The 19,991-nt window shown below is 60.6% G+C and carries 21 protein-coding genes; 7 read left to right on the forward strand and 14 right to left on the reverse strand.

The features are described from left to right. Window positions 1-47: 47 nt before the first annotated feature. Entirely contained in the window at window positions 48-1,481 is a 1,434-nt protein-coding gene (gene glnG / locus B3Q33_RS04960; RefSeq protein WP_035245163.1) for a nitrogen regulation protein NR(I), read from the forward strand. A 151-nt stretch (window positions 1,482-1,632) separates the two neighbouring features. Here the strand turns inward: glnG and B3Q33_RS04965 are convergent, their stop codons facing one another. After that, window positions 1,633-2,100: a nuclear transport factor 2 family protein gene (locus B3Q33_RS04965; protein ID WP_272962143.1), complete on the reverse strand. Its 468-nt coding sequence runs from the start codon at window positions 2,098-2,100 to the stop codon at window positions 1,633-1,635. Here B3Q33_RS04965 and pip point away from each other — a divergent pair. From pip to B3Q33_RS04990, 5 genes are all read left to right on the forward strand, one after another. Next, window positions 2,099-3,022 (forward strand): prolyl aminopeptidase, encoded by a 924-nt coding sequence (gene pip / locus B3Q33_RS04970; RefSeq protein ID WP_035245161.1) that lies wholly within the window; start codon window positions 2,099-2,101, stop codon window positions 3,020-3,022. The two genes, B3Q33_RS04965 and pip, sit on opposite strands and share 2 nt — an antisense overlap. After that, complete coding sequence (gene dtd / locus B3Q33_RS04975; RefSeq protein ID WP_035245158.1) at window positions 3,019-3,456, forward strand: D-aminoacyl-tRNA deacylase; 438 nt, start codon at window positions 3,019-3,021, stop codon at window positions 3,454-3,456. Before pip ends, dtd begins: the two co-directional genes overlap by 4 nt. Before the next feature lie 178 nt (window positions 3,457-3,634). After that, on the forward strand, window positions 3,635-4,117 hold the full coding sequence (locus B3Q33_RS04980; RefSeq protein ID WP_035245157.1) for a DUF3015 domain-containing protein: 483 nt from the start codon (window positions 3,635-3,637) through the stop codon (window positions 4,115-4,117). Window positions 4,118-4,341: 224 nt separating this feature from the next. Further along, window positions 4,342-6,060 (forward strand): DUF4105 domain-containing protein, encoded by a 1,719-nt coding sequence (locus B3Q33_RS04985; protein ID WP_286827084.1) that lies wholly within the window; start codon window positions 4,342-4,344, stop codon window positions 6,058-6,060. Then, entirely contained in the window at window positions 6,039-6,980 is a 942-nt protein-coding gene (locus tag B3Q33_RS04990; RefSeq protein WP_035245155.1) for an alpha/beta hydrolase, read from the forward strand. Before B3Q33_RS04985 ends, B3Q33_RS04990 begins: the two co-directional genes overlap by 22 nt. Before the next feature lie 127 nt (window positions 6,981-7,107). Here the strand turns inward: B3Q33_RS04990 and tatC are convergent, their stop codons facing one another. The 13 genes from tatC to B3Q33_RS05055 form a co-directional block, all read right to left on the reverse strand. Continuing rightward, the gene (gene tatC / locus B3Q33_RS04995; protein WP_035245154.1) at window positions 7,108-7,866 is read right to left on the reverse strand and encodes a twin-arginine translocase subunit TatC; all 759 of its coding nucleotides are present in this window, start codon (window positions 7,864-7,866) and stop codon (window positions 7,108-7,110) included. Further along, window positions 7,859-8,212 (reverse strand): Sec-independent protein translocase protein TatB, encoded by a 354-nt coding sequence (gene tatB, locus B3Q33_RS05000; protein ID WP_035245153.1) that lies wholly within the window; start codon window positions 8,210-8,212, stop codon window positions 7,859-7,861. Before tatB ends, tatC begins: the two co-directional genes overlap by 8 nt. A 47-nt stretch (window positions 8,213-8,259) precedes the next feature. After that, entirely contained in the window at window positions 8,260-8,493 is a 234-nt protein-coding gene (gene tatA, locus B3Q33_RS05005) for a Sec-independent protein translocase subunit TatA (protein WP_272962145.1), read from the reverse strand. Window positions 8,494-8,536: 43 nt separating this feature from the next. After that, window positions 8,537-8,872: a phosphoribosyl-ATP diphosphatase gene (locus tag B3Q33_RS05010; protein ID WP_035245151.1), complete on the reverse strand. Its 336-nt coding sequence runs from the start codon at window positions 8,870-8,872 to the stop codon at window positions 8,537-8,539. An 85-nt stretch (window positions 8,873-8,957) separates the two neighbouring features. Then, the gene (locus B3Q33_RS05015; protein WP_272962146.1) at window positions 8,958-10,565 is read right to left on the reverse strand and encodes an AarF/UbiB family protein; all 1,608 of its coding nucleotides are present in this window, start codon (window positions 10,563-10,565) and stop codon (window positions 8,958-8,960) included. Continuing rightward, window positions 10,565-11,236, reverse strand: coding sequence for a ubiquinone biosynthesis accessory factor UbiJ (locus tag B3Q33_RS05020; protein WP_272962147.1), 672 nt, complete (start codon window positions 11,234-11,236; stop codon window positions 10,565-10,567). Before B3Q33_RS05020 ends, B3Q33_RS05015 begins: the two co-directional genes overlap by 1 nt. After that, window positions 11,233-11,985, reverse strand: a complete 753-nt coding sequence (ubiE, locus tag B3Q33_RS05025) for a bifunctional demethylmenaquinone methyltransferase/2-methoxy-6-polyprenyl-1,4-benzoquinol methylase UbiE (RefSeq protein WP_035245148.1) — start codon at window positions 11,983-11,985, stop codon at window positions 11,233-11,235. Before ubiE ends, B3Q33_RS05020 begins: the two co-directional genes overlap by 4 nt. Before the next feature lies 1 nt (window position 11,986). After that, window positions 11,987-12,682, reverse strand: a complete 696-nt coding sequence (locus tag B3Q33_RS05030) for an FFLEELY motif protein (RefSeq protein ID WP_272962148.1) — start codon at window positions 12,680-12,682, stop codon at window positions 11,987-11,989. Window positions 12,683-12,790: 108 nt separating this feature from the next. Next, entirely contained in the window at window positions 12,791-14,125 is a 1,335-nt protein-coding gene (gene hslU / locus B3Q33_RS05035) for an ATP-dependent protease ATPase subunit HslU (protein WP_035245146.1), read from the reverse strand. A 4-nt stretch (window positions 14,126-14,129) separates the two neighbouring features. Continuing rightward, window positions 14,130-14,654: an ATP-dependent protease subunit HslV gene (gene hslV, locus B3Q33_RS05040; RefSeq protein WP_035245145.1), complete on the reverse strand. Its 525-nt coding sequence runs from the start codon at window positions 14,652-14,654 to the stop codon at window positions 14,130-14,132. Window positions 14,655-14,915: 261 nt separating this feature from the next. Further along, window positions 14,916-15,545 carry an SPOR domain-containing protein gene (locus B3Q33_RS05045; protein ID WP_035245144.1) on the reverse strand — a complete coding sequence of 210 codons (630 nt, stop codon included), beginning with the start codon at window positions 15,543-15,545 and terminating at the stop codon, window positions 14,916-14,918. Between the two features lie 21 nt (window positions 15,546-15,566). After that, window positions 15,567-17,321, reverse strand: coding sequence for an arginine--tRNA ligase (gene argS, locus B3Q33_RS05050; RefSeq protein ID WP_286827091.1), 1,755 nt, complete (start codon window positions 17,319-17,321; stop codon window positions 15,567-15,569). A gap of 121 nt (window positions 17,322-17,442) precedes the next feature. Beyond that, entirely contained in the window at window positions 17,443-19,614 is a 2,172-nt protein-coding gene (locus tag B3Q33_RS05055) for a primosomal protein N' (RefSeq protein ID WP_272962150.1), read from the reverse strand. Between the two features lie 158 nt (window positions 19,615-19,772). Here B3Q33_RS05055 and rpmE point away from each other — a divergent pair, with 158 nt between their 5' ends. Continuing rightward, entirely contained in the window at window positions 19,773-19,991 is a 219-nt protein-coding gene (gene rpmE, locus B3Q33_RS05060; protein WP_035245139.1) for a 50S ribosomal protein L31, read from the forward strand.

Consider the following 19,991-nt stretch of genomic DNA (forward strand, 5'->3'; position numbering starts at 1 on the left):
GTAGCCGTGAGTAACGACAACAGTGAAAATCCAGGGAGAGGCCGGTCATGAGCGTAACCGTATGGGTAGTCGACGATGACCGCTCCATTCGCTGGGTGCTGGAAAAGGCACTGAGCCAGGAAGGATACGCGGTAACCTGTTTCGAAGATGGCGATGAGGCGCTGAATACCCTGGAAGAGGGAGCGCAGGAGCCGGAGGTGCTGATCAGTGACGTGCGAATGCCCGGTACTGATGGCCTGCGCATGCTCAAGATCCTGCAGCGCAAGAATCCGGACCTGCCGGTGATCATCATGACCGCCCATTCCGATCTGGATTCGGCGGTGGCCTCCTACCAGGGCGGGGCCTTTGAGTACCTGCCCAAGCCGTTTGATGTGGATGAGGCGGTAGCGCTGGTGCGCCGCGCCATCAAGCACCGGGAAGAATCCCGCGGTGAACAGCCGGCCGCGGTGGAGGAAGAGTCCACTGAGATTATCGGTGAAGCACCGGCCATGCAGGAGGTGTTTCGCGCTATTGGTCGGCTCAGCCATTCCAACGTCACCGTATTGATCAATGGCCAGTCCGGTACCGGTAAAGAGCTGGTGGCGCGGGCACTGCATAGCCATTCCATGCGGCGGGAAAAGAATTTCGTTGCCCTGAACATGGCGGCCATTCCCAAGGATCTGATCGAGTCGGAACTGTTTGGCCATGAAAAAGGTGCCTTTACTGGCGCCAACAACCAGCGTGTAGGCCGCTTCGAGCAGGCCAATGGCGGCACCCTGTTTCTCGATGAAATCGGTGATATGCCGCTGGAAGCGCAGACCCGTCTGTTGCGGGTATTGCAGGAAAGTGAGTTTTATCGGGTCGGTGGTACAACGCCTATCCATGTGGACGTGCGGATTATTGCCGCCACCCACCAGGATTTGGAAAAACTGGTGAAGGAAGGGGACTTCCGGGAGGATTTGTTCCACCGACTAAACGTGATTCGCATCCATATTCCGCGTATGGCCGAGCGCCGCGAAGACATTCCCCGGCTGGCCAATTATTTTCTCCAGCGTGCAGGCCATGAATTGGGTGTGGAGCCGAAAATTCTGCACAAGGATACCGAGAAATACCTGTCTGCCCAGGCGTGGCCGGGCAATGTGCGGCAGCTGGAAAATACCTGTCGCTGGCTGACCGTAATGGCGTCCGGTCGCGAAGTCCTTGTGGATGATTTGCCCCCGGAATTGAAAGAAGCGGGTGCCGCCAAGGGGGCTGATGTGTCCGGTGACTGGCTCAAGTCCCTGCGCAACTGGGCCGATCGCGCCCTGTCACAGGGTGAGCGCAGCATCCTCGAACAGGCGGTTCCCGGCTTTGAGCGCACCATGATCGAAGTGGCCCTGCAGCACACCGGCGGCCGCAAACGTGACGCCGCCGCTCTGCTCGGCTGGGGGCGAAACACTCTTACCCGCAAGATCAAGGAGCTGGATATGGAAGGAGAGTTGACAGCAGGGGAAGAGGATTGAAAGGCAATTGATGATTGAGAATGGATAATTGATAACTCGCCAGAAGGGATAGTAAAGCTTAAAACGCAAGAGGCCGCGACAATGGTTTAGTCGCGGCCTCTTGCACTCAAAGATAACAGAACGCCAACCCGCGTCGTTATCAATTATCAATTCACTCCCTAAGCCCGTTCGCCGTCAGCCCCTCAATCTTCCACTCTCCGTCCTCGCGCCAGTCGCTCACCACCCGGTAGCTGTCGGCGTTGTCGGGCATCACGCTTTGCCCGCCCCAGGCGAAGGCGGTGAAGGTGACGCGGGCGTGGCGCTGGGTAACCGGATCCAGCTCGATGTTGATCTGGGTGAGTGCGAGCTGGCGCTTCGGGTAGCGCAGGAAAGTGCCCATCACCAGGCGCCGAAGCTCGTCGCGCTGCAGGATCTGGCCGCCACGCTGAATCTCTGCCGGATCGGTGAGGGCATCCATCACCGTGCCGGTATCGCCGGCTTCTATGGCTGTCTCAAGCTTTTCCAGAGCATCCAGAATGGCTTGCTCCGGTGGTGTTTTGGTGCAGCCAGCGATCAACAGTTGCAGGGCAATCAGCAGCAGGTATGCTGAAATCTTTCTGCAGACAAGTGCAGTTCTCATGGCGTTATTTCCCTTGCCGAACAGTTATCGGCAGTCTCTGGTGCCGGTGGGTCAGGGGCATCAGCTTTATGTGGAAGAAAGTGGTAACCCGAACGGCGTGCCAGTGATCGTGTTGCACGGTGGCCCCGGTGGCGGTTGCTCGCCGTTCATGGGCCGCTTTTTCGATCCCCGGCGGTTTCGCATTATTCTCTTCGACCAGCGGGGTAGTGGTCAAAGCCGTCCCTTTGCGTCTACCAGCCACAATACCACCTCGCATCTGATTGCTGATCTGGAATCTCTCCGCGAGGCCCTTGGGGTGGAGCGATGGCGAGTGTTTGGTGGTTCCTGGGGCGTCACTCTGGCTCTGGCCTATCTGGCGGCGCATCCGCAGCGAGTCGTCGGTATGGTGCTGCGGGGCGTCTTCCTCTGTCGTCAGCAGGATCGTGACTGGCTTTATACGTCAGAGGGTGCGGCGCGGCTGTTCCCTGAAGAATGGGCTGCATTACAGAAGCAGGCCCCGCCTGGCGAGGGGAGCCTGCTGCAGCGCTATCATCAGGGGCTGAAAGGAGATCGTGCCCGCTATCATGCCCGCAGCTGGTGTAACTGGGAGTCCACGCTGGCGTTAACGTCGGTGTTACCGTCCGGTGAAGCCAGTGACGATGAGTTATGCATGGCCATGCAGGAAACCCATTATTTTCTTCATGATGGTTTCCTGACAGCGCCGTTGCTGGAGGCTTGTGCCGGCATGACCCTGCCGGTGGAAATGGTTCACGGCACCCGGGATTTTGTCTGCCCGGCGGATCAGGCCCTTGCTCTGCATCAGGTATTGCCAGGCAGTCGACTCCACTGGGTGGAAGGGGGCAGTCATTCTTCCTCCGACCCGGCGATTTCCAATGCACTGATGGATGCGGTAAATCGACTGGAAAAGAGGATTGACGATTGAAGGTGTTGTTGCAGCGTGTCAGCGAAGCGTCGGTGACGGTGTCCGGTGATTGTGTGGGGCGCATTGGTCAAGGTCTGCTGTTGCTGGTTGGCATTGAGCCCGGCGACGATGAGGCTACGATTGCGCGTATGGCCGAGAGGACGGTGGGATATCGGGTGTTTGCCGACAGTGATGACAAGATGAACCTGGATGTGCGAGATATTCATGGCGCAATTCTTGCCATATCCCAGTTCACTCTGGCGGCAGATACCCGCAAAGGGCGTCGGCCCAGCTTCAGCAAGGCAGCCCAGCCGGAGCAGGGCAAACAGCTATACGAGGGTTACCTGCGGGAGCTGGAGAAACAGAATATTCCGGTGCGCAGCGGAGTCTTTGGTGCCGATATGCAGGTTCAACTCGTCAATGATGGACCCGTCACATTTCTTTTGAGCTCGTGACACCGGTTTTGCAATTGTATTGCAAAGGTCCTCGCCTTGTTTATGATGAAGTTTGTTACCTGGTTACGGGTGACGGGGAGAGCACTGAGCAGCATCGCTGCAAAAGGGTTGCGAAATACAGCCTGGTGCTGTGAAGTATCCCCAGGGACGACATATAAAAACTTGGAGGTATCTCAGGATGAAAAAGACGCTTATCGCTGCCACTCTGCTTGGCGCTTCTACTTCTGCCATGGCTGTAGCACCGGGTGGTCCGGGCTGTGGTTGGGGCAACTTGTTGTTCGAAGGCAACTCCGGTCTGCCCATGCACCTGCTGGCGACCATTGTGAATGGCACCTCCGGCAACGCCACCTTTGGTATGACTACCGGCACCAACGGTTGTGATACCAATGGTTCTCTGACCTACAGCGGCCAGAGCCTGCTGGGTATGACCGGTGTGATGGAAGAAGTGGCTCAGGATATGGCAACCGGTGAAGGCGAAGCCCTGACCGCACTGTCCGTATCCATGGGCATCGAAGCTGGCGACCGCGCTCGCTTCAATGCTGCCATGCATGAAAACTTTGCAGTTATCTTCCCGCACCAGGATGTGACTGCCGAAGAAGTCATGGCCAGCATCACCGAGGTAATGAAGCAGGACCAGAGCCTGTCCAAGTACCTGGCGTAAACGGCTAGCACGTTTACCGACAAGCCCCGCCCAACGGCGGGGCTTTGTTTGTCTGATCTGAAATCACGGATTCAGGTCTGAATTTCCCCCGCCCGAATCACGGATAATACCGGATGCGCACTGGACTGTTTTGTGTGCTGCTGTGCTGGATTGCCCCGGCGTTGGCCGCGAACTCCTCTCCCTCATTGGTTGATCTTGCCGCTTCATCACGATGGCAGGCTCTCATGCATGTAAATCCCGGTGCCACCCTGCGTGACCGGGGACGCAGTTATATCGACGACGACAATTATTTTCTGGCAGACAATGGCAAGGATGATGTGCTTGCCGAATTGCGGGCAACGGCTGCTGCGCTTGAGCCGGCAGAAGCCCCGGATCGTTGTCGTTTCCCTGCCCGCTATCGTTTCCTGGCCGGGCATTTCAATTGGCAGGATGATACGCCGTTTGCCCACTGCGAGGATTATTCCGAATGGCGTGCTGCGGTACAGGCCAGTCGGGCAGTGCTGGTTTTTCCTGCGGCTTATCTGAACAGCCCGTCTTCCATGTTCGGTCACACTCTGTTGCGCCTGGATCAGGGCGAAGGCAGTGCCGTGTGGTTGTCCTGGGCGGTGAACTTCGGTGCGGTATCCAGCGAGGCCGACAATTCCCTGTTTTATATTTACCGGGGTCTGGCGGGTGGTTATCCCGGGCGATTTGCCCTGGTCCCTTACGTGCAAAAAATTCAGGAATACTCCCACATGGAAAACCGCGACATGTGGGAGTACACCCTGGACCTGGATCAGCAGGAAATTGACTGGCTGATTGAGCATCTGTGGGAATTGAAGGACATCAATTTCGATTACTACTTTTTTGATGAAAATTGCTCCTTTCGTTTGCTGGAGCTGGTGGAGGTAGCACGTCCGGGGTCGCAGCTGCTGACAGAATTACGGTTTGCCGAAGTGCCGGTGAATACGGTGCGCGCCCTGGATGACCGGGATCTGATCAGCGAGCGCCACTACCGGCCCTCCAAGGCGGTGGAGCTGGATAACCTGCGCCGCCAGATGACGCCGCGCCAACAGAAGCTGGCCCGGCGTCTGGCGGATGATCCCGGTTTAATGGAATCGGAAGAATTCCTGCAAGCCGGTGCGGAGCAGCAGGCGCAGATGGTCACCACAGCCTACCGCTATCTGCGCCTGGTCAACCGCAAGGGGGCACGGGATCCAGAGGTCGCCAGGGATTCCTTTGTCTTGCTGACAAAGATGAATCAGTTGCCCAGGGTCGATGTGCCGGAAACGCAGGACCCCGAGCCGCCGGAAGCCGGCCATGGCACCCAGATGCTGGCGCTGGCTGGTGGTCAGCGCGAAGGAAACCAGGATTTTGGGGAACTGAGTTACCGGCTGACCTATCATGACTTGCTGGATAATAATTACGGGTTTCTGCGCGGAGCACAGATCCAGGGGCTCGGACTGACGTTGCGCAGCACGGAATCCGGTGATCCACGACTGGAAGAACTGGATGTGGTGAGCATTCGCTCGCTGGCCCCCCTTAACCGCTTCAGCAAACCGCTGAGCTGGTATGTGGAGGGTGGCCTGGAGAGAGCCTGGGCGGGGCGTCGCAGACTGGTTCGCTATGTTCAGGGCGGTGCGGGTGGCAGCTGGGCCATGGGGAACTGGCAGCCTTACCTGTTAACCAGCCTGCGAATGGAAAATAATAGCGACTTCGATACCTTCCTCACCCCCGGGGCCGGGCTGGATGCCGGTCTGCTCTACCAGCGTGGGCGCTGGCAGTGGCAAGTGGGGAGCGTGGGGCATTACTTCAACAACGATACCTATCGACATACCTCCGAGCTTGCCGTGCACTGGGCGTTTGCCCGACAGCACGGACTGCGGGCATCGCTGAGCCGGGAAGGCTGGCGCGGGGATGGTGATAACGAGTTCAAACTGCAATGGCGATGGTACTTCGACTGATCCTGCTGACTGGGCTGGCCATGGCGCTGGCCGGCTGCAGCAAACTGTTCTTCTATCCCATGGAGCCCTGGGTACAAAACCCGGAAAACCAGGGGCTCAGCTACGAGGATGTGGTGTTGATCCATCCGCGCGGGCTGCGCCTGCATGGCTGGTGGCTGCCGGCAGCCGGTGATGGTCATGTGCGTGGCACCGTGTATTTTCTTCATGGCAATGCTCAGAACATCAGCACCCATCTGGCCAGTGTGCAATGGTTGCCAGAGCAGGGGTATAACGTTTTTCTCCTTGATTACCGTGGCTATGGTTTGTCAGAGGGAAAGCCGAAACTGCCGGCGGTGTTCGACGATGTGCAGCTGGGTCTGGACTGGTTGCGCAATGCCAAGAGTGCCGAGGGCCCGCTGACAGTGTTTGGTCAGAGCCTGGGGGGCGCCATGGCAGCGACGGTGCTGGGAGATGCCGAGAATCAGGGTGCGGCGGACTGCGTGGTGCTGGAGGCGGCGTTTGCCAGTTATCGGGGTATCACCAATGATGTGATGAAAGGCAGCTGGTTGCTGTGGCCGCTGCGTTGGTTGGTGCTACCGGGTATGCCCGGCACCGACCTGGACCCGGAATCCCGTATTGCAGGGGTGGCACCGACGCCCTTGCTGGTGATGCACAGCGAAGACGACCCGATTATTCCCTATGACCACGGCAAGCGGTTGTTTGCTGCTGCCAGCGAGCCGAAAACGTTCCAGCGCTTGCGTGGCGGGCATATCGAAAGCACCCGGGATCCGTCGGTGCAGCAACGCATAGTGGATTTTCTGCAGCACAATGGCTGCGCCGCACCGGCACCAGCGCCACCGGCCCGTGATGACGGTATGGATGGCCTGGCGCCGTTGCCGTTGCCGCCAGCGCCAACCGGCAATAATGGCTACCGCTTTTAATGAAGGAGGCTGCCGAGCGCGAGACTGTGCGTAGGGGGTAGATTAGGCCAAAGGGCGTAATCCACCATAAGGTGGGAGAGTGTTCGATGTGCCTGGTCTGGTGGATTACGCCTTCGGCTAATCCACCCTACGGGTCGGGCGTCTCCTGCTGTTTCTGCTTTTCCCGACGTATCAAACGCGCGGCCATCAGGCCAACCTCGAACAGGAACCACATGGGCAGCGCCAGCAGGGTCTGGCTGATGATGTCCGGTGGTGTCAGCAGCATGCCTACCACGAAGCAGCCCACCACCACATAGGCGCGGGCGCTGGCCAGTTTTTCCACTGTGGTGGCCCCGGTACTGACCAGCAGCACGATGGCGATGGGTAACTCAAAGGCCAGCCCGAACGCCAGGAACAGGGCCAGCACAAAATCCAGATAGCTGCTGATGTCCGTGGTCACCGCCACCCCTTCCGGGGCAATGGCGGTAAAGAACTGGAACATCAGCGGGAATACCACGAAATAGGCAAAGGCAGCGCCGGCGTAAAACAGCAGCACGCTGCTGCCCAGTAGCGGGATGGCCAGGCGTTTTTCATGCCGGTACAGGCCAGGTGCCACAAAGGCCCAAGCCTGATGCAGGATAAAGGGCATGGCCACGAAGATGCTCAGATACAGGGTTAGTTTGAAGGGCGCCAGGAACGGCGAGGCGACGCCGGTGGCGATCATGCTGGTACCTTCCGGCATGGCCTGCATCAGCGGTTTGGCCACGAGGGTGTACAGTTCTCGAGAGAAATAAAACAGCCCCAGGAACACCACGGAGATGGCTGCCATGGCTTTGAGCAGGCGATTGCGCAGTTCCAGCAAATGGGCAATCAGTGGCTGGCCGGAATCGTTGCTGGCGTCATTCATGGCGCGGTGGTTCCTGGGTTTTTTCACTGTCGTCGGCGGAGTCCGCTTGCGAGTCGCGGGGGGTTCTCGCCTTGGCAATCTGTTCCGGGCTTAGCAGGCTTTCTTTGGCGTCGCGGATGCTGTCTTCATCCAGGCCCATCTCGCGCATCTGTTTTTCCATGCGTTCGCGCATGTCCTGGGTGACCGCTTCGCGCTCCAGTTCGCTTTTCAGATGATTGAAGGTGGAGCGGGCACGACCGATCCATTGCCCCAAAGTGCGCGCCACCGTGGGAAGACGCTCGGGGCCAAGCACCACCAGACCAATGACGAAGATCAGGGTAAGTTCGGCAAAGCCGATATCGAACATGGAAACCTCTTAACGGGGCGTTGGGGAAGCCGAAAGCCCGGGCCAGATCAGGCTTGGTCTTTTTCCTTGTCCTTTTCGGTTTTTTGTTCGGGAGCCTCTTTCTCTTCGTCGGCCAGGCGCTTCTGATCCTGCTCTTCCTCGCCGTCTTTCATGGCATTCTTGAAGCCTTTTACGGCTCCGCCAAGGTCGCCACCCATATTGCGCAGCTTCTTGGTGCCGAACAACAGGACCACGATGGCCAGAAGGATCAGTAACTGCCAAATGCTGATGCCGGAAAACATGCTGTCTCTCTCCAGTAGGTCAGGCGCCGATAGTCAGGGCGGTTCAGTGCTTGCTGCCGCGCGCCGCTTTTTCGTCATGGCCGGACAGGCCGAAGCGGCGCTCCAGTTCTGCCAGTACCTTGTCAGGGTGTTCTCCCAGTTTGGCCAACATGACCAGACTATGGAACCACAAATCTGCGGTTTCGCTGATCAGCGCATCGGTTTTGCCGCTGACCTCCGCGTCGCGGGCGGCGAGAATGGTTTCCACCGCTTCCTCGCCCACTTTTTCCAGGATCTTGTTCAATCCTTTGGCGTACAGGCTGGCCACGTAGGAGCTGTCCGGGTCGGAGCCCTTGCGGGATTCAAGCACCTGATGGAGCTGACTGAGTATATCTGACATAGCGTTTGTACTTTCTTTATTGTTGGCGCCTGCTGCGGGCGGGCGCCGACGGATTATCCGGTGTGCCGCAGTGCGGTGCCACAGTCTAGCGCCGCCAGCTCCAGCTCACCAGCAGCATGGCAGCCGCGGCCAGTGGCCAGCTGAAATGGGGGGTTGCCAGCCACACGGCGGTGCCGGCGCAGCCCAGGCCGGCCAGACCGGCAAACAGCTTGTGCCGATGGCGTAACAGGGCCTGTTCGAAGCGGGCTTCCAGGCGGTCCTGTTGATAGGGCAGTTCGCGCAGGCTTTCCAGACCGTCGCGCAGCAGATCCGGCATGTCAGGCAGCTGGGCGGTCCACTCCGGCATGCGGTTCTGCAGCTTTTTTAGCGTGGCGCTGGGCCCGTATTCGGCCAGCATCCAGGCCTCCAGCAGCGGCCGTCCGGTGCTCCAGATATCCAGTTGCGGGTAAATGCTGCGCCCCAGCCCTTCGATATGTACCAGGGTCTTCATCAGCAGGATGTACTGCACCGGCATTTCGATGTGGTAGTTGCGCGCCATATCGAACAGCTTCATCACCAGCGGCGCGAATTCCAGCTGGTCCAGTTGGGCGGAGCGCACCGGCTCGACAATGTCGATCACGGCCCGCTCAAAGCGGGGGCGGTCGATGGGGGCGGTATTCCAGCCGGCGCGGATCACCGCATCCACCAGGGCGCTGTAATCCTCGCGCATGACGGCCAGCACCATGCGGCCCAGCACGTTCAGGTCTTCCTTCGACAAGCGCCCGGCGATGGCCGCATCCACGGCCATATACTGGGGGGATTCCGGGTGTTCCGGGTTGACGAAGATGTTGCCCGGGTGCATGTCCGCGTGGAAAAAGTTGAAACGGAATACCTGGGAAAAGAAGATCTCCACGCCCCGTTCTGCGAGCACCTTGGGATCAATGCCGGCAGCCTTGATGCGCTCGATATCATTCACCGGGATGCCGTGAATGCGATCCATGATGATCACGGTGGGACTGGACAGCTCCAGATGAATGGCCGGGATATGCAGCAGCGGGCTGAACAGGAAGTGCCGGCGCATGGTTTCGCTGTTGCGGGCCTCGGCGGCCAGATCCAGTTCGCCAAGGATGATGTCCCGATAATCCTGTACCACCCGGGCCGGGCGGAAATAGCGGGCATCGCGCCACAACCGTTCCAGCCAGCGGGCGCCGAAGGCCATTACCTTCAGGTCCCGGTGCACCACCGGACGGATGGTGGGGCGCAGTACCTTGGCCACCACCTGTTGGCCATTGTGCAGGGTAGCGGCATGGATCTGGGCCACGGAGGCGGCGGCCATGGGCGTTGTGTCAAAGTCGAGGAATACCTCATCGAAGGGTTGGCTCAGGCTGGCTTCCACCAGATCCCGGGCCTGTTGCCCGTCGAAGGGCGCCACCTGGTCCTGCAGTCGGGCCAGGGCGCTGGTCCACTCCGGTGGCAGCATGTCCTGGCGGGTGGCCAGCAGTTGGCCGAACTTGATGAAGATGGGGCCGAGGCGTTCCAGGGCCTTCTGCAGGCGCTCGCCTTCGCTGAGTTTGCCGGTGCCAAGCCAGCTTGAAGGTACCAGGAATGACAGCATCAGCAGCACATTGCGCAGCGGATGCGAGGGCAGCAGGGCAATCAGCCGGTAGCGGCACACCACATGGGCGACCACCAGAATGCGGGTAACGGGCAGCATCAGTCGGTGGCGCTCCCGTTGCTGGTATTGCCGGACCGTGCAGTGCGCAGGCGCTGGATACGGGTATCCAGACGGTCCACGTCCATGCGCAGCTCGTCCACGTCCTGACCGAATTCGTAGACGTCCCGGCGCCCGGGGGTCAGGCCGGATTCGTTGCCCACGTAGTCGGCCAGTTGCTCGGTCAGCCGACCGGCGGCCTGGCGGGCCCAGCCGAACAGGCGACGGGCGCTATAATCCAGTTGCTGGGCCAGTTCCGAGCCGGTCACCGGCTCTAGGATGGCGCCCCAGTCGATTTGCAGTTCACGGGCCAGTTGCTGCATTTCCTGCAACAGTTCCCGGTTGCCGCTGATATCCACCGGGCCGCCAATGACGCCGGGGCGGGTATTCCAGTTGAGCAGCAGGGAGGCCAGGTCCATGGGGTTGCCCTTTACCGTGACATCCGCGTTGGCATCGCTGCGGTGATATAACTCCACCCCGTCTTCCACGATCAGCGCATAGATGGCCAGCGGCGGTAAGGTCACCTCGATGGCCAGCAGGCGCCCGGCATGCAGCGCCAGCCGGTCGGCGCTGGCCGGATCGGAGCGCAGGGCGGTGTTAATGGCTCGTTCCACCGTAGCCAGAGCGGTGGTGGAGAGGAGGCCGGGGGAGCGGGACTGGTCTTTCAGACTCAAAATTTGAACCCTCTGTGCAGCGCCACGATGCCACCCAGCATGTTGAAGTATTCGGTACGGGCGAAGCCGGCCTGGTCCATCATCCCCTGCAGAGTGTCCTGGTCCGGGTGCATGCGGATGGACTCGGCCAGGTACTGGTAGCTGTCTGCGTCATTGACGATCAGCTTGCCCAGTTTGGGCCATACGCCGAAGGAGTACAGCTCGTAGGCCTTGGCCAGGGGCTTGTGCACCGGGGTGGAAAATTCCAGTACCAGCAGCCGGCCACCGGGTTTCAGTACCCGCAGCATGGAGCGCAGGGCGGCATCCTTGTCGGTGATGTTGCGCAGGCCGAAGGCAATGGTGATGCAGTGGAAGCTGTTGTCTTCGAAGGGCAGGCATTCGCCGTTTACCTGGGCGACCTGGGTATTGTGGCTGCAACCCGCGTCGAACAGACGGTCGCGGCCCACTGCCAGCATGGCGTCATTGATATCTGCCAGCACCACCTGCCCAGTTTCGCCGACAAGACGGGAAAACTTGATGGCCAGGTCACCGGTGCCGCCGGCCAGATCGAGTACCTTGTGGCCCGGACGAATGCCGGCAAGTTCGATGGTCATGCGCTTGAGCAGGCGATGGCTACCCATGGAAATCAGGTCGTTCATGACATCGTATTTGCCCGCCACCGAGCGGAATACGCCAGCCACTTTCTGCTGCTTTTCCTGCCACGGTACCTGCTGGTAACCGAAGTGGGTGACCTTGGTTTCGTCGTTCATGTCAGTCCTCGAAGGGGGCCGGGTGATGGTCGTAGACCTTCTGCATGATGGTCTCTTCCCGTGCGGCCAGCTGCTCCAGCAACAGGCCCACACTGGGCACTGGCTTCATCACCCGGAAGCTGCGATCCATGAAATCATACAGGTTCGCAAAGCCTGCCGCATGGGCCGGTCTGCGTACCATGCGAAAGGTGGTCTGTATCATTCGCGAGCGGATATAGCGGTCCAGCCGATGGCCAAGCTCAGCCACCAATTGTAGCTGGCGCTGGCGGGCAGGGTGATGGCTTTGCTGGCGAAACCCCTTGAGGTAGGTCAGCTCCGTGAGCGGTTGATCCAGCTCGTCACTCAGCCAGTCGGTGACCTGCTCGTCCAGCTCCTGGGTGAGAATGGCGGCCTCCAGAGCGCTGGCGGAGGTGGCCATGACCTTGTCCGGCAGCAGCTTCATGGCCTTGGGCAGGGCGCGCCGGATTTCCCGGGCCACCGGTAGCAGCTCGCGACCACCGTAGACTTCCTCGAGGAGAAAACGGATGCCCTCCGCCGTGGCCGGAGCGTTCAGAAGATGGCGATGGGTGTGCTTGAGACGTTCCCCCTGCCAGTCCTGTAGACGTTGCAGGCGGGCGAGAAACAGGGTGTCGTCGCCATGCTGGCGCAGGGCAAAGAAACGGTCCAGATAGTGTTGTAGTTGTTCGCCGGCGGTCATGGTTTTTCCTCCGGCGGGGATCATAGCAGGAAAGGGGGTGGACGACGGAAGTCAGGCATCCAACACTTGCAGGTTTCGTGTCAGATGCCCGACCTCAGACGCGGGCCATCAGAGGATGTAGCGGCTCAGATCCTCGTCATCGGCCAGCTCACCCAGATAGCGGTCCACCGCTTCGGCGTCGAGTACCAGCGCCTTGTCGTGGTACTGGGTGGCCAGGGAGTCGGCATCGTAGCTGATCTCTTCCAGCAGCTTTTCCAGTACCGTGTGCAGACGGCGGGCACCGATATTTTCGGTGCGCTCGTTGACCTGCCAGGCCACCTCGGCGATGCGCCGGATGCAGTCGTCGGTGATCTCCAGATTAAGCCCTTCGGTGTCCAGCAGGGCCTTGTACTGCTCGGTGAGGGAGCATCTGGGTTCTGTGAGAATGCGCTGGAAGTCATCTGGCGTCAGCGCGCTTAGTTCCACGCGAATGGGTAGACGGCCTTGCAGCTCCGGGATCAGGTCGCTGGGTTTGGACAGATGGAAGGCGCCGGAGGCGATGAACAGGATGTGGTCGGTCTTCACCATGCCGTACTTGGTAGATACGGTGCAGCCTTCGATCAGCGGCAGCAGGTCGCGCTGAACCCCTTCCCGGGATACATCGGTGCCGCCGCTTTCGCCGCGTTTGGCCACCTTGTCGATTTCATCCAGGAACACAATGCCGTTGTTTTCCACCGCATCAATGGCCTGCACCTTCAATTCGTCTTCATTGACGAAACGTGCCGCTTCCTCGTCGCGGATCAGTCGGTAGGCTTCGCGGACACGCAGTTTCTGGGTGCGCTTGTTACCGCTGCCGCCCATTTTCGAGAACATCTGCTGCAGCTGGCTGGTCATCTCTTCCATGCCTGGCGGTGCCATGATTTCCACCCCGGCCGGGTTGCTGGACACCTCGATCTCGATTTCCTTGTCGTCCAGCTCACCCTCGCGCAGTTTCTTGCGAAAGATCTGACGGGTGCTGTTGTCGGTCTTGTTCTCTTCCTCGCCGCGGGCGGCGGGTAGTAGGGCATCGAGAATGCGTTCCTCTGCGGCATCATCAGCCTGGCTGCCGACGCGGGCGATGGCTTTCTCGCGTAGCATCTTGATGGCCATTTCCACCAGGTCACGAATGATGGATTCCACATCGCGGCCCACATAGCCCACTTCCGTGAACTTGGTGGCCTCGATCTTGATAAAGGGGGCATCGGCCAGTTTGGCCAGGCGGCGGGCAATTTCGGTCTTGCCCACGCCGGTAGGGCCAATCATCAGAATATTTTTGGGCGCCACTTCAGCGCGCATTTCTGCCGGAAGCTGCATGCGACGCCAGCGGTTGCGTAGGGCCAGGGCAACGGATTTTTTCGCCGGCTCTTGGCCGACAATGTGCTTGTTCAGTTCATGAACAATTTCGCGCGGGGTCAGGTTTGGCATCGGATTACCAGCTCAATTCTTCAATGGTTTGCTGTTGATTGGTGTAGACGCAGATATCGCCGGCAATGGTCAGGCTCTTCTCGACAATATCTCCGGCAGCCAACTCGGTGTTGTGTAGCAGGGCGGTGGCGGCTGCCTGGGCAAAGGGTCCACCGGAACCGATAGCGATCAGGTCGTTTTCCGGCTCAATGACATCGCCATTGCCGGTGATGATCAGTGAGGCTTCCTTGTCGGCCACGGCCAATAGAGCTTCCAGGCGACGCAGGGCGCGGTCGGTGCGCCAATCCTTGGCCAGCTCTACAGCGGCACGGACCAGATGGCCCTGGTGTTTTTCCAGTTGCGCTTCAAATCGCTCAAACAGGGTGAAGGCATCGGCGGTGCCGCCGGCAAACCCGGCAATGACCTTGCCGTGGTAGAGGCGGCGCACCTTGCGGGCATTGCCTTTCATGACGGTGTTGCCCAGTGACACCTGGCCGTCACCGCCAATCACAACGCTATTGCCGCGGCGTACGGATACGATAGTGGTCACGGTAAGCTCCTTTTATAGTGGTTTTGCAGATGTGGGGCTGGCGATAAGGGATTCAAGGGAAGAGAGGGCATTTGATGATTGATAGTGGATAGCTCGCGAGGGGGTTTGGTGCCGGGCCAGCAGAGGGTGCGCTCATGGTTTCGTTGCGACGTCTGCGCTTTGAGAGTCACAGCCATGGATTGGGTCGTTATCAATTATCCATTAGCCGCAGGAGCTTGATCCCGCCTCGCTTGCGGGCAAGCTCCTGCAGTTGGAACGTCCTCACTTCTTCATCTTGATCGGCAGGGTCTCAATGCCATTGCCGGCCAGTTGATCCTGGGCCCGGTGCATGGCGTTAAGGTTGTCGTAGGGGCCGATCATGACCCGGTGCCAGCTGTCTCCGCTTTCCAGGTCCACGGACTGAATGGAGGCATCGAAGCCCTTCAGGATCAGCTCGGCACGGCGGCGGTCGGCATCCTCGTTGCGGCGAAAACTGCCCGCTTGCAGCAGATAGCGCTCGCTGCTGGAGCGTGTGCCGGCGTCCGGTTTGCGTTCGCTGGTCGGTTTGTCCTGAGCGGGTTTGCGGCTGTCCCGGCTGCCAGAATCGGTTTCATTCTGCGGCACGATCACTTCCATCTTCGGCAGGACTGCGTAGAAATCGAATTGCGGGGAATCGTCGCTGCTGTCCTTTTTCGGTGCTGGCTTGGCCGGTTTGGCGGGCTGCTCCGGCTTCTGTGCCACCTTGCCGTTATTTCCTTGCTCCAGCTGGGTCTTGCCCAGGTGAAACAGGAACGCCACAAACAGGCCCACCATCAGCCCGGTGAACAGCCACACCCAGCCCGGGACCTGGCGTTGCGTCTTCTTGCGTACCGGGCCGCGGCTGGCCCCTCGTTTGCTGGTGTTCTTTGCCATGGGGTGTCCTGTGGTTCTCGGCTACATCCGTTCGAGCGGGCTCAGGCCCAGCAGTTCCATGCCCTGTTTCAGGGTGCGGGCGGTAAGGGCTGCCAGCTTCAGGCGGCTCTGTTTGAGGGTCTCATTGTCGCCGGAGAGGATCGGGCAATGCTCGTAAAAAGTGGAAAACAGGCCGGCCACGTCATACAGATAGGTGCAGAGCAGGTGTGGCAGGCCTTTTTCGGCCACGCTTTCCAGTACTTCCCCGAATTGCACCAGGCGGGCGGCCAGTGCCTGCTCCGCGTCTTCCTGAAGCTGGAAGTCACCGCTGACCTGGGCCATCTCCAGACCGGCCTTGCGGAATACGCTGGCCACCCGGGTGTAGGCGTAGAGCAAATAGGGGGCGGTGTTGCCTTCGAAGCTGAGCATCTGCTCGAAATTGAAGATGTAGTCACTGCTGCGGTTCTTCGACAGGTCCGCGTATTTCACTGCGCCAATACCCACGGAGTGGGCGATGGTTCGCAGGTCCTGGTCGTCCAGTTGCGGGTTCTTGTCCTTGACCAGGGTATAAGCGCGTTCTTCAGCTTCGTCGAGCAGATCAATCAGTTTCACGGTGCCGCCGTCGCGGGTCTTGAACGGGCGACCGTCTGGGCCGTTCATGGTGCCGAAGCCCATGTGTTCGAGCTCGGTGGGCTCAGGCACAAAGCCGGCCCGTTTGGCCAGGCTGAACATCTGCTGGAAGTGCAGGGCCTGACGCTGGTCCACGAAGTAGAGCATGCGGTCGGCATGCAGGGTGCCGGCCCGGTAGCGCAGGGCGGCCAGGTCGGTGGTGGCGTACAGATAGCCACCGTCGGCTTTCTGCACGATCACCGGCAGCGGGGCACCTTCCTTGTTCTTGAATTCGTCCATGAACACGCACTGGGCGCCCTGATCCTCGCTGAGCAGGCCTCTGGCGTCCAGATCGCTGACCACTTGCGCCAGGTCATCGTTGTAGGCGCTTTCACCGCGAACATCCGCCGGAGTCAGGCTCACACCCAGGCGGTCATAGACGGCCTGGCAGTGGCTCAGGGACACGCTGTTGAATTCCCGCCACAGGGCCAGGCAATGTTCGTCGCCGGCCTGTAGTTTTACCACCAGGCTGCGGGCGCGGGTGGCGAAGTCGGCGGATTCATCGAAGCGCTGCTTGGCGGCGCGGTAGAAGCCTTCCAGATCTCCCAGCTCACGGGACAGCTCGCTGTCGCTTTCCTCGCTTTTCTGTTCTTCCAGGTAGGCCAGCAGCATGCCGAACTGGGTGCCCCAGTCGCCCACGTGATTCTGGCGGACCACCTGGTGACCGAGAAATTCCAGGGTGCGCACCACCGCATCGCCGATGATGGACGAGCGCAGGTGCCCCACGTGCATTTCCTTGGCCAGGTTGGGGGAGGAATAGTCCACCACCACGGTCTGTGCCTGCGCCGGGCGGGCCACGCCCAGGTGCTCGTCTGCCAGGGCCAGATCCAGCAGGGCGGTGAGCCAGTCGTCGGCCTGGAAGAAGTTGATAAAGCCGGGGCCGGCGATTTCCACGTTGGCCACGGCATTGTCTGCCGGCAGGGCAGCGATCAGCTTTTCTGCCAGATCGCGGGGCTTCATGCCGGCGGGTTTGGCCAGCATCAGGGCGATATTGGTGGCGAAGTCGCCGTGGCTCTTGTCCTTGGTGCGGTCGATCTGCGCCGGGCGCTTGGCCTCGGCGGGCAGAGCCCCCTCGGCAATCAGGGTGTCCAGGGCGCTGTCGATCAGGGTAATCAGGCGTTCTTTCATGGCATTCTTTTGTGGAGGGCATCTGGGCCGTTCGATTGGGCGGCGATTGTACGGGAAATGGCGGGATTACGCAGCACGGGACACGCAGCGCGCGCCCCGCGGTCCACAGCATGCTGCCTTCTCACAACATATCAATTGGATCCACATCCAGATGCCAGCGGCACTGGCGGGCGGTGGGCAGGGTGCGGGCCTGTTCCAGCAACAGGCTGATGGCCTGGTGCAGGGGGGGGCGGCTGGTACATTGCAGCAACATCTGGGTGCGGTAGCGGCCGGCGCGTCTTTCCATGGGGGCGGGGACCGGGCCCAGCAGGTGCACGTCCGGGGGCAGGGGAATACCTGCAAGCTGCTGCAGAAACTCCATGGCCTTGTTCATGCTCATGGCTTCGCAGCGGAACAGGGCCAGGTGGCCGAAGGGGGGCAGGCCGGCCATCTTCCGTTCCTCCAGCAAGGCGCTGGCCAGGGCCGGGTAGTCGCCGCTGGCGGCCAGTTGCAGGAGTGGGTGGTCCGGGTGGCGGGTCTGCAGCAGTACCCGCCCCTGGTTTTCCCGGCCGCTGCGGCCTGCCACTTGCAGCAGCAGTTGGGCGGCCTGTTCCGGGCCGCGAAAGTCGGCGCTGAGAAAGCCGGCATCCATATCCAGAATCACTACCAGAGACAGTTTCGGGAAGTGATGCCCCTTGGCCAGCATCTGGGTGCCCACCATTACCACCGGGTTGCCTTGCTGGATGGTGGCCAAGTGGGCGTCCAGGCTGCCCTTGCGGCGGGTGGCATCCCGGTCGATGCGGATTACCGGCACCTGTATTGACTGTTCCAGCAATTCGGTGAGTTTTTCGGTGCCGCTGCCAGCTTCATGGATGGCGCTGGAGCCGCAGTCCGGGCAACGCGATGGCACCCGTTGCTGATAGTCGCAGTGGTGACAGCGCAGACTGCCTTCGCTGCGGTGCCAGGTGAGGAAGCTGTCGCAACGGCGGCATTCCGCCTGCCAGCCGCAATCCTGGCAGAGAATCATGGGGGCGTAGCCGCGCCGGTTGATAAAGACCAGGGCCTGGTTGCCCTGCTCTACGCAGTGTTTTATCGCCTGCAGGGACTGGGGGAGCAGTGGCTGGCCGGGGGCGGCCAGGGTGCCATCGAGGATTTCGATGGGCGGGCGTCCCTGATCCGTGGCCCGTTGCGACAGTTTCAGCCATTGAAAGCGCTCTTGCCGAGCGAGCTGCAGTGTTTCCAGGGCTGGGGTGGCGCTGCCGAGTACTACCGGGATGTCCAGTTGCTGGGCTCGCCAGGTGGCCAGGTCGCGGGCGTGGAAGCGAAAGCCATCCTGTTGTTTCAGCGAGGCGTCGTGGGCTTCGTCGACGATGATCAGGCCCGGGTCGGCGAGCGGGGTAAAGATGGCAGAACGGGTGCCGATGATGATGCGTGCCTTGCCATCCCGGGCGGCCAGCCAGTTGTCCAGCCGTTCCCGGTCGCTGAGTCCGGAGTGCAGGGTGACCACCGGCACGGCGAAGCGCTGGCGGAAGCGTTGCACGGTCTGCGGTGTCAGGCCGATTTCCGGAATCAGCACCAGTACCTGCTTGCCGGCGGTGAGATGCGCGGTCATGGCCTGTAAGTAGACCTCGGTCTTGCCACTGCCGGTGACACCGTCGAGCAGGAAGGGGGTAAACCCCCTGGCTTCCTGCAGGGCACGGATGGCCTTGCGCTGTTCTGCGTTGGCGGCCAGGGGCGGCTGGGCCAGAATGTCCTTGGGCGGCGCGTCATCGTCCAGAGCCACCTGCTCCGCCCAGCCCTTGTCTCGCAGGCTGGCCAGGGCGGCTGAGGGAACCTCCAGGGCGGCGAGCATGGCGCTGCTCAGCCCCTTGGGGTGATCCCGCAAGGTGTGCAGGGCCTGGCGCTGGCGGGGAGCCCGGCTGACCTGGTCGTCGCTGACATGGTGGCCCCGTTCGGTAAGCTGCCAGCGCTTTTCCTGGCTCGCTTCGGCGTCGTTGCCCTGGCGCAGCAGGGCCGGCAGGGCGTAATTGAGGACCTCGCCGAGGGGGTGGTGGTAGTAGCGGGCGGCCCGTTCGCACAGCTGGTAAAGCTCTGTCGGCAGGACAGGGCTGTCGTCCAGTACCCGTTGAACGGCTTTGAGTTTGGGGTAATCGCTGTTGCCGTGACCGTGGACCAGGCCCACCAGGGTTCGCCGACCGAAAGACACTTGTACCCGGCAGCCGCGCGGAGGCGGGGTGTCGCCCGGGTACAGGTAGTCAAAGCAGCCTGTTAGCGGGACCGGCAGGGCAATTTGCAGGGTTTTCTTGGCTGACAAGGGCGTTCCTGAAGACTGCTGCGCCAAAGAGCCTTCAAATAGGCCCTCAGCGCTTGCGGATTGGGATTAAGCTGTTATGATTCGCCTTCTTTTTCCCAGACGCAAGCCGTGTGGTGCCTGTCGTAGAGCCAGGTAGCGACACATATTGGAGCTCAGCCATGAAACCAGAGATTCATCCCGAATACCAGGCAGCGACTTATACCTGCAGCTGCGGTAACGTTATTGAAAGCCATTCCACCCGCGGTGGTGCGATGGACCTGGACGTTTGTTCCGCTTGCCATCCTTTCTATACTGGCAAGCAGAAGCAAGCCGACAGCGGTGGCCAGATCGACAAGTTCAAGCAGCGCTTCGGCATGATGCGCAGCAAGAAGGACTAA

The organism is Alcanivorax sp. UBA3183 (assembly GCF_002364155.1).
Classification (GTDB): domain Bacteria; phylum Pseudomonadota; class Gammaproteobacteria; order Pseudomonadales; family Alcanivoracaceae; genus Alcanivorax; species Alcanivorax jadensis.